Here is a 14,698-nt window from a genome sequence, read left to right as displayed (position 1 = left end):
ATTATTAATTAAATTTAAACAAAATCTTGTTCAACTTTATTTTTATCTTTAAGCATCCAGGGAACAATAAAATAAAACCCCAATGCTATGGCTATTGCCAGTATTCCTGTACCGATCCATAGTACGGTGAAGCCTAGTTTATCCGCTATGATCGTTCCTATATAAGGTGTAATGATAAATGCAATGGAAATTGACATCCCGTTCAGTCCCATATAAGCTCCTTTATTATTTTCTCCCGAGCGTAGTGCTGTAATCGTCGACATAAAAGGTAACGTCCAGATTTCTCCAATGCAAAGGATGGTCATGGAAACCAATAATGCAACCAGACTATAATCAAATGCAAGCATTGCATAGGAAAGGCCACACAATACAGTTCCTGCCAACATCGTAAATGCTAACGTGAAATATTTCTCTGCAAGCTGTACAAATCCCATTTCAAGCAAAACAATCAGAAATCCACTATACCCAAGAATAAATCCGATATTCTGCTGGCTCAAATGCGCAGTATCTTTATAGAAAATAGTTAATGTACTGAATAACTGAAAGAAACAGATAGCAAACAACATACAAAGCAAGCTGTACACTAAAAATTTACGATCACGATATGGAGAGCTTTCTTTCTTTACAGCCATTGCATCTTTGGCTTTTTTTGTATTCTGTCTTGCTGATTTTGTACGTTTTTTAAAAAACCATATGTACATCAGGCCTGCTAATAAAGCAGCTAAAGCATTACTAAAAAAGAGAAACTCATAAGAGATAGCTGATAAGATCCCACCCAATGCAGGACCGATAGAGAATCCCAGATTAACAGCCATTCTGTTTAATGAGAAAGCTCTGGTAATATTCTCTGGTTTGGCATATTTTGTAATAGCAACTGAGTTTGCCGGACGAAAGGTTTCACTTACTATACTCTGAGCTAAAATAATGGCTGCCAATCCTACCTCAGTTTTGAATAAGGGAATTAAACAAAATAATGGAACACTCAGCAATAAACTCAAGCTCTGTACCCTATATTCACCAATTTTATCAGTGATCACCCCCCCCAACCAGGAACCCAACACTGAGCCAATGCCAAAAAAGCTCAGGATAATCCCTGAATTTTCAATACTAAAATGTAAATGGGCTGTCATATAAACTCCCAGAAAAGGAAGCACCATCGAGCCGGCTCTGTTGATGAGCATTACCAACGCCAGCATCCAACTCTCCTGCGAGAGTCCTTTGAAAGAACTCGTATATAAGTTAATTAATCTCACAATTTATTGGGGGAAAATTTGAAAATACAAATTTAGATAAAAACAGTATCAAAACCCTCTATTTAAACCATTTTTTATAAATAACCTTCATAAGAAGAGACTATCAGCTGTATCCCTGAAAAAGAAATTATTTTCATTATATAAGAGTTGAGGTAGTTTATATAGTTTGTACATTGTAGTGATCGCAGCAAAGCTTTTCGTTATAAAAAAATTAAAAGCATCATAAAAACCTGATCAGTACAGAAATAAATGAAAAAGCAGGACTTAAAAATAAGTCCTGCTTGTATGTATAGTAATATTCCGGGAATTATTCCGGTTTATACCCATCTTTTAAGGTTACTGTACGATTGAATACCAAAGCAGTATCCGTAGAATCCTGATCTTTTGTAAAGTATCCTATTCTTTGAAACTGAAGTGGCTCGCCTACAGCAACATCTTTTAAACTTGGTTCAGCAAAACCTTTCACTGTAGCTACAGATTCAGGATTAATGAAGTTTAAGAAGTCAACGTCTTTTTCAGCATCCGGTTGTTCTACCGTAAATAATTGATTGTAAACTCTTACTTCTACCGGAATTGCATGTTTCGCTGATACCCAGTGAAGTGTTCCTTTTACTTTTCTTAAGCTTTCTTCAGTTCCGCTTCCTGATTTACTCTTCTCATCATAAGTAGCGTAGATGGTAGTGATTTCTCCGTTTTCATCCTTCTCTACTCTTTCAGCTTTAATAATGTAAGCAGACTTTAGGCGAACCTCGCCCCCTAATTTCAATCTGAAGAACTTATTGTTTGCTTCCTCTTTGAAATCTTCACGTTCAATATAGAGCTCTCTCGAGAAAGGAATCTCTCTTGTTCCGGCATTTTCCTGTTCAGGATTGTTTTCAGTTTCTACCCATTCTTCTTTATCTTCAGGGTAGTTCTCAATGACCAGCTTCACAGGATCTACTACTGCCATCACACGTTTAGCTACTTTATTAAGGTCTTCACGTACACAGAAATCAAGTAATTGAATTTCAATTAAATTTTCTCTTTTGGCAACTCCTACTTTCTCAATGAAGTTTCTGATAGCCGTCGGAGTGAAGCCTTTCCTTCTCATTCCTGAAATGGTAGGCATTCTCGGATCATCCCATCCTGTCACCACCCCTTCTGCCACAAGTCTTTGTAGCTTTCTTTTGGAGGTGATCATATAAGAAACGTTCATTCTTGCAAATTCTCTTTGCTTAGGAGCCACTTTGTCTTTATCAGATACTTGTTCCAGATACCAGTTGTAAAGGGGTCTATGGTTTTCAAACTCTAATGAACACAATGAGTGAGAAACCTGCTCCAGATAATCTGATTCTCCGTGAGCCCAATCATACATCGGATAGATTTTCCAGGCAGTTCCTGTTCTATGGTGAGGTCTTTTAAGAATTCTGTACATAACAGGATCACGCATATTCATATTAGGAGAAACCATATCAATTTTTGCACGAAGCGACATTGTTCCTTCTTCAAATTCACCATTCTTCATTCTTTCGAATAAATCAAGTGATTCTTCCACAGGACGATTTCTATAGGGTGATTCTACTCCCGGTTCTGTAGGATTCTTTCTTTGCTCAGTAATCACTTCAGACGGTTGCTCATCTACGTAAGCTTTTCCTTCTTTGATTAATTGTACGGCCCATTCATAAAGTTGCTGGAAGTAGTCTGATGCATACAATTCTTTATCCCACTTGAATCCTAACCATTCAACATCTTTCTTAATAGAATCTACGAATTCCTGCTCTTCTTTTTCAGGATTCGTATCATCGAAACGAAGGTTTACAGGGGCATTGTACTTTTCACCCAGACCAAAGTTGATGCAGATCGCTTTTGTATGTCCTACATGCAGGTAACCATTTGGCTCAGGGGGAAAACGGAAACGGATTTGATCTTTTTTCAAACCGTTTGCCAGATCATCTTCAATAATTTGCTCAATAAAATTGAGGGATTTTTTTTCTTCTTCCATTAAATTAGCTTTTATTTTATAGCAAAAAAAGTTGCACAAAGTTACGGAAAAATAAGCTTTTATGAAAGTGATAATTTAAAAGCTTACCTATTGGTAATTCAGTATTTTTCTTTACTTTAGGGAAAGCTAAAACCATTTTCAAAGTACTAATCATGGCCGTGTATATCTTAAGCAACCGTAAAATTGTTCGTCATAAAGGTGAAAGAATGGATTCTTTTTCAAATGATGAGTATTCAATTCCCAATTTCAGGATTGCCAAGTGCAATTTTGACAATTATAAAGAACCCACCGCACAGGCCAGGAAAAAGAAAGACTATACCAATAGAAACATTCTTGATTACAAGCTATTCTCTGAACCCGAAAAGCAGGGCTATCAAGAAGTTCTGGACGTTTTACTGAGCGAAAAAGGGATTAAAAAATCGTCTCTGACCGTCAATAATCTCGGGGGGACTCAAAGAATGTTTTATGAATTGTATAAAAATATGTCTTCTACAAAAGACAGAAGTGATGTATTGATCTTTATTCATGGATATGCTTATACTTTTGATGATGAATTAAAAGCTATGATTGATCTGAAAAAACTATTTATTGACAATCCCCTTTCTCCTGTAGAACATATTTTATTTGTAAGCTGGCCTGCATCAAGCAGTATTGTTCCCATGACCTATTTTGATGACAAGGCATCTAGCATCAATTCAGGAACATCATTATTAAGGTTGTTTTATTTTTACACTCAGTTTTTAAAAGATATTTTTTCCAACCGAGACCTTACACCCTGCAATCAAAGAATCCATATTATGGCTCATTCTTTGGGAAACAGGGTGCTACAGAGCATGCTGTACAGCCTTAAAAGGGAAAATATCCTCCGGGTAATTGATCAGGTTATTCTTCTGAATGCTGATGTTTCTTACAAAGTCTTTGAAGATTCTGAAGATTCTTTCAATAAATTACCTCTCCTTGCCAACCGTATTTCCGTGTATCTAAACAGACAAGATTTAATTTTAGGAATATCTCAGTTTACGAAAAACATCCTTACTCCCCGATTGGGTAAAAACGGACCAAGTGATATTGAACAGTATAAAGATATTGTATCTATCATCGATTGTACATTTGTGAAAGATGACATTTTAAGTGGGCTTAAATTTGAAATCGGCAATCACTGGGGATATCTTTCCAGTTCACAGGTTCAGAATGATATTTTTCAGAATTTATATGGTATAGATAGAAATCTTATCACCAATAGGGTTAAAAATAACGAAAATATTTTCACAATTATTTCTTAATGGTTAATTAAAAAACTATTAAGAAATGAAGTCTGTGTTAAACTTACGTCACATATTCAAAATGGCATAAAGATTGCCAATTCAATCACAAGGGAATTACAATTTTTTTATCATGAAACAAATAAAAAGACGTTTTCATTATATAATAGAATTTATAAAGAAAACAATTTTCGTAAAAGATGTGATTTAACTGAAAAAAACAATCATAAAAAACTACAGATTATCCGATCCTATCATTACTCTATCCTCTAAACAAAACCGAATACAATTTACCACTTCCTCCAAGTAGCCTGCAGGAATATTTTCTGTGTGAATTGCTTTGTAATTGTTGATTTAACATTTATTATAACAACTTAATAATATCAATATTTTTACATAAATTAATTTCATTTATTCTCAATACAACCTTGATCAAACTAATAATTTCATTAATAATAGTCTAAAACAACTATTATCAACATATGATCAATTCCGGTTCTTTACATAAAAATCAATGTTTGACAATAAAATACATGGATATGAAGTTATACAAATAGAACATTGAAAAAATAAATCTAAAAGTAAAAAACACAAAATCTCACAGCTATTTAAAAATGACCACCATCCATTTAATAAAGAAGTCATTACATCTGGATACGATCAGTTAAGAAATACGCAACAAATACACAATATTGAATGAGATACTTTTTTGACGATAAAGTTTATTTTTGCCAAAAAGTAGATACAGAGACTACATCCAGCTATTGTTGCAAATAGAAAATGTACGCTCTGGAGAAAACAAATATAATCTTACAGACAGCTAGGGATTAACGCAATAGTGATCAATTTTAAATATGAAAATCAAGCATGATGAACAAAACTGTTATTAATACTTATATCCCGCCCTGTTTATTTTTATTGTATTTACCATTATTTTTATTAACCTTACTGTTATTTTTTCTTTATAAAGAGGATGCTCTTAATACGGTAGCCTATATAGGTATTCAAGAAAACTGGTTCTTTTTTCTGAATTCAAAATTATCCCAATATCCGAATCTTCAATATAACTTAACACAGTTGGGAGATGCTCTGGTACTTTTACCATTTTTATCCATTTTCGTAGTCTATGCTCCAAAAATCTGGCAGTCTCTGTTTTCAGCATCTCTAATATCTGCCATATTCTGTAATCTTTCAAAAAGATTTTTTACCATACCAAGGCCGGCAGCTGTGTTTGACAATGAAAGCTTTGTCATCATTGGGAAAACATTAACCGGCCACAACAGCTTACCATCCGGTCACTCCATGACAATTTTTACAACCCTTACCATTTTAATGTTCGGATTTATGCCCAGAAAATTGAAATATCAAACCATTTGGTGTAGCTCCCTTATTCTGATAGGCCTTGTCATAGCCTTTACAAGAGTGGCCGTAGGTGCTCACTACCCTCTTGATGTTATTATTGGTAGTATTATTGGGTACATTTCAGGTATTTTAGGTATTTTTATCAATCAGAAATATAATATTTGGGAATGGGTTAATCATAAAAAATACTATCCTGTTTTTATATCGTTATTCAGCATTGGTATTATTATTCTGATGAACAAAATCATTAATGAAAATTTAATTATATTTTATTTATCATTCATTACCTTAGTAACTTCACTTTATATCATCACTTATTCTTATGTTAAAAAATAATTTGAAATTATTGAATTTTGCCCTCTTAATGAGCTTTCTTAATTTCATATTCTTTCATATTCCTTTTTTTACTTTTGTCTTCAGTAAAGTTGATTATAAAAGCTGGAACGGCATTGTACTCATTATAAGTTTGATCACTCTTATGGTAGTCGCCAATGCTTTTGCCTTTTATCTTATATTTTTTCTGTCCAGGATTGTTGGAAAAATTCTATTGACACTTACCTTTATCATCAGCTCTGTTGCAGTCTATTTTATCAATACCTATAGCGTTATCATTGATGAGAGTATGATTGGTAATATATTTAATACCAATTATGAGGAATCAAGTAGTTTTTTTTCCTTAAAATTAATTCTCTACATTATTTTCCTTGGTATACTTCCCGGTATTTACATTATTACTGTCAAAATCGTTAATGTCCCGCTAAAAAGGTTTTTAACCACGACTTCATTGACATTGCTATTCATGATTATTGTAGCATTTGCCAATGCAAGCAATTGGTTATGGATTGATAAAAATTCAAAAACATTGGGTGGTCTTGCTATGCCCTGGTCTTATTCTGTCAATACTTCTCTTTTTTATATTCATGAATACAAAAAAAATGAAAAGGAGATTTTATTACCACCTGCAACCATAAAAAACAATGAAAAATCAGTTGTTGTTTTAGTTATCGGAGAATCAGCACGAAGCCAAAATTTCTCATTGTATGGATACGGAAAAAACACAAATCCATTACTTTCCAAAGAACAGAATCTACACAGCTTTAAGGCAACATCTTGTGCAACATACACCACAGCCGGTGTAAAATGTATTCTGGAGCACACCAACACGGATGAGCTGTATGAAATATTACCCAATTATTTATACCGAAATAATGTAGAGGTTATCTGGAGAACAACAAATTGGGGAGAGCCACCGGTTCATATTAAGAATTATCAAAAAAAAGAAAATCTGCTTTCCAACTGTAAAGGTGAAGATTGTAATTATGATGGTGTCCTTTTAAGCGATCTCAAAGAACAGATAGCAGCAAGTACAAAAAACAAAATATTAGTTATTTTGCATACAAGTACAAGCCACGGCCCAACCTACAGTAAAAAATATCCATCCCGATTTGAAACTTTTAAACCTGTCTGCAATAGTGTTGAACTAGGCAATTGCTCTCAGCAAGAGCTTATCAATGCCTATGATAATACAATTGTTTATACAGATTACCTTTTGTATAATGTTATTGAAGATTTAAAACAACTCAAAGATTATAAAAGTACAATGCTTTTTGTTTCAGACCACGGAGAATCTTTAGGAGAAAAAAATCTCTATATGCATGGAATGCCGGTCAGTATAGCTCCTAAAGAGCAATATGAGATTCCTTTTATCGTTTGGGTATCTGAAGGTTCCAGACAGCTCAAGCCTGCTAAAAATTTATCTCAGAATCATGTGTTTCATAGTGTTTTAAACTTTCTGGGAATACAAAGCCCTGTTTATAATGAAGAGATGAACATTTTTAAATAATTATTTTAAAGTATACTTTGTCCCTATTGTGATGGCCTACAGGCCCAGTTATGTCTATAATTATTCTTCGCAAAATCAAACACCCTGTTCGTTTAATTAATAAAATTCACCATTTAGTTAAATATTCATAAAATACAATGTAAAAAATTGCATAACTGAGAAAAAATTTCGACATTTACTCAGAATCAAAACATTAACCATGGAAAATTTAAAAAAACTAAACAAAGCAGAATTAAAAACAATTCGTGGGGGATTGATTCCCCGTGGTTGTATCAGCTGGGACTTTACAGTCAGATGTTGCAGACAATGGGATCCTATGTTCTGGGAAAACCCGGTTTGTCCGGTTCCTTATTAATCAAACTATTTATATTCAACCTTTATTTTGAGATTAAGACATTATCCCAACCGGGGTTCTATTAATTTCGTTTATTCAAACAATGTATTTCACTAATCTTTTAAAATATCAATTATGAAAAATTTAAAAAAACTAGCAAAACAAGAATTAAAAACAATTAAAGGAGGGATTATTCCTATCGGATGTAACAATTGGGATCCAAGAAAAAGATGTTGTAGAGAATGGGATGCTGACCATTGGAACAACCCTGTTTGCCCGGATGCATAATCTTAATTTTTCATTACATTTTGAACCATAGCAGCTCATTACGAAGATCTAAACTTGATTCAAAATTATTTACAAATAAAGCTCCGGTGCCTAATCCTTGTGGCATCGGGCTTTTTTTTGTGAAAGTATACTGAGCAATGGCATTCAGACCTATATTACTTTCCAGTGCAGAAGTAATCCACCAGCCAATATTTTGTTGTTCGGCAAGAGAAATCCATTCATCAGATCCGGAAAAGCCTCCTACTAATGCAGGTTTCAAAATGATATATTGAGGGTTTATTCTCTGCAGCAGCTTTTTCTTTTCTTCAGAATTGATAATCCCGATCAATTCTTCATCCAATGCAATAGGGGTCGGGGTTGTGGCACATAATTCAGCCATATCATCCCAGTTTCCGGCCCTGATAGGTTGCTCAATAGAATGAATATCTAAATCAGCCAACTGCTGCAAAACATCTGTTGCTTCCTTCTTGTTAAACCCTCCATTAGCATCTACACGCAGCTCTAATTGAGTTTTAGAAAATTTGTTTCTTAACTTTTGAAGAACCACATACTCTTCCTTCCAGTTGACTCCAATTTTTAGCTTAATACAATGAAAACCCATTTCCAGCTTGTCCTGGATCTGCTCTTCCATATATCCGATATCTCCCATCCAGATCAGACCATTGATTGTAATGGCAGCTTTTCCTTCAGTAAATTCACTTGGAAAATAGAGACTATCACCATATTTCAGATTTAAAATTGCCTGTTCATAACCAAACCAGATAGAAGGAAATTCTTTTAATTCATCTTTTAAATAATAAGGTTCTTTCTCAATATTTTCACAAAGCCATTTCAGGCGATCTTCATAGTCTAACCTGTCATCAAAACTCAATCCTCTGAAAATAGCACATTCACCTACCCCCTTTCTTCCGTTCTCTGAAATTTCAAGAATGAAAGTTTCCTTATCAAGCAAAACGCCTCGAGATGTTCCACTCGGGCGTTTGAATTCTAATAAGTATCTGTTATATGATGCTTTCATTTATTTTACACTGTCTATACGCATAAATTCTTCAGCTTTCTCCACCATATCAATACTTCCACAGAAAAAAGGAATTCTCTGGTGAAGTTCAGTAGGTTCTACTTCCAAAATTCTTCTGAAACCATCTGTAGCTTTTCCTCCTGCCTGTTCCGCAAGGAATGCCATAGGATTACACTCGTATAACAATCTCAATTTACCGTTAGGAGCCTGAGAATAAGAAGGATAAATATAAATCCCACCCTTCAACATATTCCTGTGGAAATCTGCTACCAGAGAGCCAATATATCTGGAAGTATAAGGACGGTCTCCTTCTTCCATCTGACAATATTTAAGGTAATTTTTTACTCCTTGAGGAAATTTGATATAGTTTCCTTCATTAATGGAATATATTTTTCCTGTTTTTGGGAAAGTCATATTGGGATGAGAAAGATAGTATGTTCCTAAAGACGGGTCAAGCGTAAATCCGTTTACTCCGTTTCCTGTCGTATAAACGATCATCGTAGAAGAACCATAGATCACATATCCTGCAGCGATCTGATTAACTCCTTTTTGTAAGAAATCCTCAAGCTGAACAGGAGTTCCCGGTTCAGAAACTCTTCTGTAGATAGAGAAAATGGTTCCTACAGAAACATTCACATCAATGTTTGAAGATCCATCCAAAGGGTCGATCAACACTACATATTTACTTAAATGGCCATTTTCACCACATTTGATATCAATGAAGTCATCGTTTTCTTCTGAAGCAATACCACAAACAACCTCTCTTTGAGACAAAGCCGTAATAAAAATTTCATTAGCGATTACATCAAGTTTTTGCTGTTCTTCACCTTGAACATTCTGGTTTCCTGCAGCTCCGGTAATATCTACAATTCCAGCTTTATTTACTTCTCTGTTTACCACTTTCGAAGCCAATCTTATTGCACTTAGAAGACGAGAAAATTCACCTGTTGAATACTGAAAATCGTCCTGTTTATCAATAAGAAATTCCCCTAAAGTCTGTAATGGTTGATTTGACATATTTTACTTTTTATGTTTTCCCAAATTTCGGAAAATTTATCACATTAAGAAAATTTAATTATAAAAGACACTAAGCACTGTATTTCAATCAAATACAATCAAAAAACAACATAATACGAAATATAAACCTGCCATTACTGACCCCAAATACTTATCCCGGGCTGATGAAACATAATCTATCGTGTTCAAAATTGACGGAAGCAGAAACCATCTGTTTTATATCATTAAAATTGAAATCACAATTAAGTATAAACATCAAAACACGATCACACAACCTACTTAAATACAATAAGTTACACCCAAAAAGAAATATAATCCAAATAGTAAGCATCATATTTTAAGGAAATCTTAATTCCATCAGATTGGTTGACTATTTCATATCTCGTTGTAAATTTATAATTTTGACGTCCGTAAAAAACTCATGTAATTTTTATCTAACAATTTTATTTTTAACAATTTAATGAAAATTTTCAAGTTTGGTGGAGCGTCTGTAAAAGACGCCGAGAGTGTGAAGAATGTGTCTATGGTATTAAAAAGCCAGGGATTTGCTAAATGTTTGCTGGTAATTTCAGCAATGGGCAAGACGACAAATGAATTGGAAAAAGTTGTGGAACTTTATTTCAAAAAGGATAACTATCAAACCGAGATTGAAAAGATAAAACGAAAACACATTGAGATTGCAGAAGGACTTTTCCCTGAAAATCATGCTGTTTTTGCGGAAATCAATCTTTTTTTTGATGATATTGATTCTTTTTTAAGAAGAAACAAGTCCCCGAACTACAACTTTGTGTATGATCAGGTAGTAAGTTGTGGAGAAATGATTTCTACTAAAATTGTAAGTGAGTACCTGAATGAGATTCAATTTGTAAATCAATGGCTGGATGCAAGAGATTACGTTAAAACGGACAATTCATACAGAGAAGGGTCAGTAGACTGGACAAGGACTGAAGAATTTATCTCAAATCTTAATCCGGAAATCTGTTATGTAACACAAGGGTTCATTGGGTCTGACGAAAACAACTTTACGGTGACATTAGGAAGAGAAGGCTCCGATTATTCTGCAGCTATTTTTGCCTATTGCCTGAATGCCGAAGCCATGACCATCTGGAAAGATGTACCGGGAGTAATGACAGGGGATCCCAGAAAGTTCAGTGATGTCTCTCTTCTTTCTCATATTTCTTACGAAGAAGCAATTGAAATGGCCTATTATGGTGCAAGTGTCATCCATCCAAAAACATTACAGCCGTTACAACAAAAAAATATTCCTTTTTACGTAAAATCTTTTGTAGATCCTACTAAAGAAGGGACCAAAGTAGGTGCTTCAGAAAAAAACCAGCAGGAAGAATCTTATATTTTAAAAGAAGACCAGGCATTATTAAAAATCTCGACAAGAGACTTTTCTTTTATCGCAGAAGATCATATGAGTTTGATTTTCGGATATTTATCTAAATACAAAATCAAAGTTTCCCTGATGCAGAATTCCGCTATTTCATTAGCTTTATGTCTGGAGGATAAATTTAACCATATCGAAGAGCTTAACGAAGAGCTTCAAAAAATTTTTAAAACCGAAGCAATTAAAAATGTATCTTTATTCACAGTAAGAAATGCGAAGATGGATCACATTGACAAGTTTTACCATGGAAAAAATGTATTATTAGAGCAAATTTCTAAAAATACTCTTCAAATGGTAACACAATAATATTAATTGCGACTAAACACACATGAGTTTAATTTCGAAAAACGATCTGATCAAAGCTTCCGGCTTAAGTAAAATTGGGTTCCTCAAGAACCCGGTAGCATCTGCTGTGATGAGCATTGCTAAAATAAATGAAGTAAATAGACTATACGACAAACTAAAAGATAAGGAAGGCAAAGACTTTTTCGACTCATTTGTAAGAGAAAGGAACCTAAGCTATGTCGCTTTTGAAGAAGATTTGGCAAAGATTCCTAAAACAGGACCTTTTATTCTGGTTTCCAACCACCCTCTGGGTGCTATTGACGGAATCCTGATGTGTAAGATCCTGACAGAAGTACGTCCAGATTTCAAGGTGATGGGGAATTTCCTTTTGGATAAAATACAACCCATGGCTCCGTATGTAATTGCTGTAAATCCTTTTGAAAACCGAAAAGATGCTTACAGCAGCTCTTCAGGAATGCGTGAAACTCTAAAGCATTTACAGAATGGAGGTTGCGTAGGTATTTTCCCGGCAGGAGAAGTTTCCAATAAGAATAATCCTTACGGAGAAATCTTAGATAAAGAATGGGAAAAAACGGCACTTAAGCTCATCAGAATGGCTAAAGTGCCGGTAGTTCCTATGTATTTTCATGCTAAGAACAGTCGCTTGTTTTATCAGATTTCAAAACTTCATCCTAACTTACAAACCCTGATGCTTCCTGCAGAAATGATGAATGACAGGGAAAAGCCTATCAGAATCAGAATCGGACGGCCGATTACTGTAAAGGCAATGGATGAAATGGAAACCATTGAAGAATTGGGGGAATTCCTGAAACGCAAGGTGTATATGATGAAATCTTACTATGAAAAGAGGAAATCCCTTGCACAAAGCATCAATCTTCAGAATTTATCAGTAAAATTCCCTTTGTTAAAAGAGGAAAATATTGTTCAGAATATTATTGATGAAACTCCTATTGAAGACATCATTCAGGATGTCAATAAACTGAGAGGGACAGACAAGATGTTATTCAGTAACGGAAATTATGAGATTTACTTTACAACCTACGAAGAAATCCCTTCTATCATGAGGGAAATCGGGCGCCAGAGAGAATTGACTTTCCGTGCGGTAGGTGAAGGAAGTAACCTACCGTTTGACCTGGATGAATATGATAAGCATTACCACCATCTTTTCCTTTGGGATAATGGTGAAAAGAAACTCGCAGGAGCTTACAGAATGGCTCTTGGAAGAGAGGTCATGAAGAAATATGGTATTAAAGGATTTTACACAAGTTCTTTATTCGAATTTGAGCAGGACATCCACCCTTTCTTTAAAAAGGTGATCGAAATGGGGCGTGCCTATATCTGCCAGGAATATCAGCAAAAACCACTTCCTTTATTCCTTTTATGGAGAGGGATTGTACATGTCTGCCTGAGAAATCCTGACCACAAATTCCTGATGGGAGGAGTAAGTATTTCCAATAAGTTTTCAGAATTTTCAAAATCTTTAATGATTGAGTTTATGCGTTCAAATTATTTTGATTCTGCCGTGGCTCAATATATTACTCCAAGAAATGAATATAAGGTAAAACTTCGTGACAGAGATAAGAACATCTTCTTTGAAGAGATGGAGTCTGACCTCAATAAGCTTGATAAAATCATTGACGACCTGGAACCCGAATTAAGACTTCCCGTCTTGATTAAAAAATACATCAAGCAGAACGCTAAAGTAATTGCTTTTAATGTTGATCCTAATTTCAATGATGCAATTGATGGATTGATGTATATAAGGATTAGTGATCTTCCGGAAAGCACGATAAAACCTGTGTTAGAAGAAATGAGTGATCAAATCAGAAAGGAACAGGAAAATAATCCAGCTGAAAATCAGTAAGTTTTTAGTTTTATTCAAAAAAAGCACGATGAATACTTGCTTTGTATACTAAAACTTACTACTTTTGCATCACTTTAAAACAACGAAGTAAGTCAAACAAAAATATAATGGTTTCTTAGCTCAGTTGGTAGAGCAATGGATTGAAAATCCATGTGTCCCTGGTTCGATTCCTGGAGAAACCACTTGAAAACCTCTAATTCAGTTTAGAGGTTTTTTTGTTGCATTAAAACATAATTCATATAAAAAATTAAAGAAGACAGGATCAAGTATAAAGTCACTATCTTTTATGATAAGACAGCATTTTAACGGATGAAAAAGCTCATTATTTTTTTTATAATTTCATTTGCTCTCGCAGTACTGAACGGATATTTTTTTTATTATATCAATAATTCATATGTACATTTTGACGTAAATCAAAATCAAAATATTTCAAAACATGAGTTAAGTTTTATTGCAATCTTCATTGCTCCTTTTATAGAAACCTTAGTATTTCAATATCTTCCTTATATGCTTTTAACAAAGGTGATGATGATTAAAAACAAATCACTTTGTATACTTATAATGAGTCTAATTTTTGCCTCAATGCATTATTATAATTGGCTATATATCATTATGACATTTTTTGGAGGAATAATACTGAATAATCTTTACATTCATTATTTCAGGCATACTCCCAAATACAGCTTCATTTTAACAGTATTCTTCCATGCTTTATTTAATCTTTATGGTTTCTTATTCGTAATATAAAAATCTCTTTTCCTCATATTCAAAAAAATA

Annotated in this window: 12 protein-coding genes and 1 tRNA gene; 9 read left to right on the top strand and 4 right to left on the bottom strand. The window is 34.1% G+C overall.

Translation table 11 applies throughout. The annotated features are described in order from the left end of the window. Positions 1 to 14 precede the first annotated feature (14 nt). On the bottom strand, positions 15 to 1,196 hold the full coding sequence (locus C1631_RS11580) for an MFS transporter (protein WP_103247845.1): 1,182 nt from the start codon (positions 1,194 to 1,196) through the stop codon (positions 15 to 17). A gap of 364 nt (positions 1,197 to 1,560) precedes the next feature. Next, positions 1,561 to 3,234, bottom strand: a complete 1,674-nt coding sequence (locus C1631_RS11575) for a glutamine--tRNA ligase/YqeY domain fusion protein (protein WP_103247844.1) — start codon at positions 3,232 to 3,234, stop codon at positions 1,561 to 1,563. A 152-nt stretch (positions 3,235 to 3,386) separates the two neighbouring features. Between C1631_RS11575 and C1631_RS11570 the strand changes: the two genes are divergently transcribed. The 5 genes from C1631_RS11570 (at position 3,387) to C1631_RS24045 (ending at position 8,323) form a co-directional block, all read left to right on the top strand. After that, complete coding sequence (locus C1631_RS11570; RefSeq protein WP_103247843.1) at positions 3,387 to 4,517, top strand: alpha/beta hydrolase; 1,131 nt, start codon at positions 3,387 to 3,389, stop codon at positions 4,515 to 4,517. A gap of 849 nt (positions 4,518 to 5,366) precedes the next feature. Then, complete coding sequence (locus tag C1631_RS11565) at positions 5,367 to 6,194, top strand: phosphatase PAP2 family protein (RefSeq protein WP_103247842.1); 828 nt, start codon at positions 5,367 to 5,369, stop codon at positions 6,192 to 6,194. Further along, the gene (gene eptA / locus C1631_RS11560) at positions 6,181 to 7,701 is read left to right on the top strand and encodes a phosphoethanolamine--lipid A transferase EptA (protein ID WP_109712226.1); all 1,521 of its coding nucleotides are present in this window, start codon (positions 6,181 to 6,183) and stop codon (positions 7,699 to 7,701) included. The genes C1631_RS11565 and eptA overlap by 14 nt, the downstream gene beginning before the upstream one ends. A 199-nt stretch (positions 7,702 to 7,900) precedes the next feature. Beyond that, positions 7,901 to 8,056: a bacteriocin-like protein gene (locus C1631_RS24050; protein ID WP_165828280.1), complete on the top strand. Its 156-nt coding sequence runs from the start codon at positions 7,901 to 7,903 to the stop codon at positions 8,054 to 8,056. Positions 8,057 to 8,170: 114 nt separating this feature from the next. After that, positions 8,171 to 8,323 carry a bacteriocin-like protein gene (locus C1631_RS24045; protein WP_165828279.1) on the top strand — a complete coding sequence of 51 codons (153 nt, stop codon included), beginning with the start codon at positions 8,171 to 8,173 and terminating at the stop codon, positions 8,321 to 8,323. A gap of 13 nt (positions 8,324 to 8,336) precedes the next feature. Here C1631_RS24045 and C1631_RS11555 read toward each other — a convergent pair whose 3' ends face one another. Then, positions 8,337 to 9,341: an o-succinylbenzoate synthase gene (locus tag C1631_RS11555; RefSeq protein WP_109712224.1), complete on the bottom strand. Its 1,005-nt coding sequence runs from the start codon at positions 9,339 to 9,341 to the stop codon at positions 8,337 to 8,339. After that, positions 9,342 to 10,358: a class 1 fructose-bisphosphatase gene (fbp, locus tag C1631_RS11550; RefSeq protein WP_076352395.1), complete on the bottom strand. Its 1,017-nt coding sequence runs from the start codon at positions 10,356 to 10,358 to the stop codon at positions 9,342 to 9,344. Positions 10,359 to 10,818: 460 nt separating this feature from the next. On the opposite strand from fbp, the gene C1631_RS11545 reads away from it, so the two are divergent. From C1631_RS11545 to C1631_RS24565, 4 genes are all read left to right on the top strand, one after another. Then, positions 10,819 to 12,057: an aspartate kinase gene (locus C1631_RS11545; RefSeq protein WP_109712222.1), complete on the top strand. Its 1,239-nt coding sequence runs from the start codon at positions 10,819 to 10,821 to the stop codon at positions 12,055 to 12,057. Positions 12,058 to 12,079: 22 nt separating this feature from the next. Further along, positions 12,080 to 13,921: a bifunctional lysophospholipid acyltransferase family protein/GNAT family N-acetyltransferase gene (locus tag C1631_RS11540; protein ID WP_103248720.1), complete on the top strand. Its 1,842-nt coding sequence runs from the start codon at positions 12,080 to 12,082 to the stop codon at positions 13,919 to 13,921. Positions 13,922 to 14,030: 109 nt separating this feature from the next. Continuing rightward, positions 14,031 to 14,103 (top strand) — tRNA-Phe (locus tag C1631_RS11535). A 127-nt stretch (positions 14,104 to 14,230) separates the two neighbouring features. After that, complete coding sequence (locus C1631_RS24565; protein ID WP_103248719.1) at positions 14,231 to 14,668, top strand: CPBP family intramembrane glutamic endopeptidase; 438 nt, start codon at positions 14,231 to 14,233, stop codon at positions 14,666 to 14,668. Positions 14,669 to 14,698: the final 30 nt, after the last annotated feature.

The sequence above is a fragment of the Chryseobacterium phosphatilyticum genome, assembly GCF_002899825.2.
In the GTDB taxonomy this organism is placed as follows: domain Bacteria; phylum Bacteroidota; class Bacteroidia; order Flavobacteriales; family Weeksellaceae; genus Chryseobacterium; species Chryseobacterium phosphatilyticum.
This window is presented reverse-complemented; position numbering and strand designations above follow the sequence as displayed.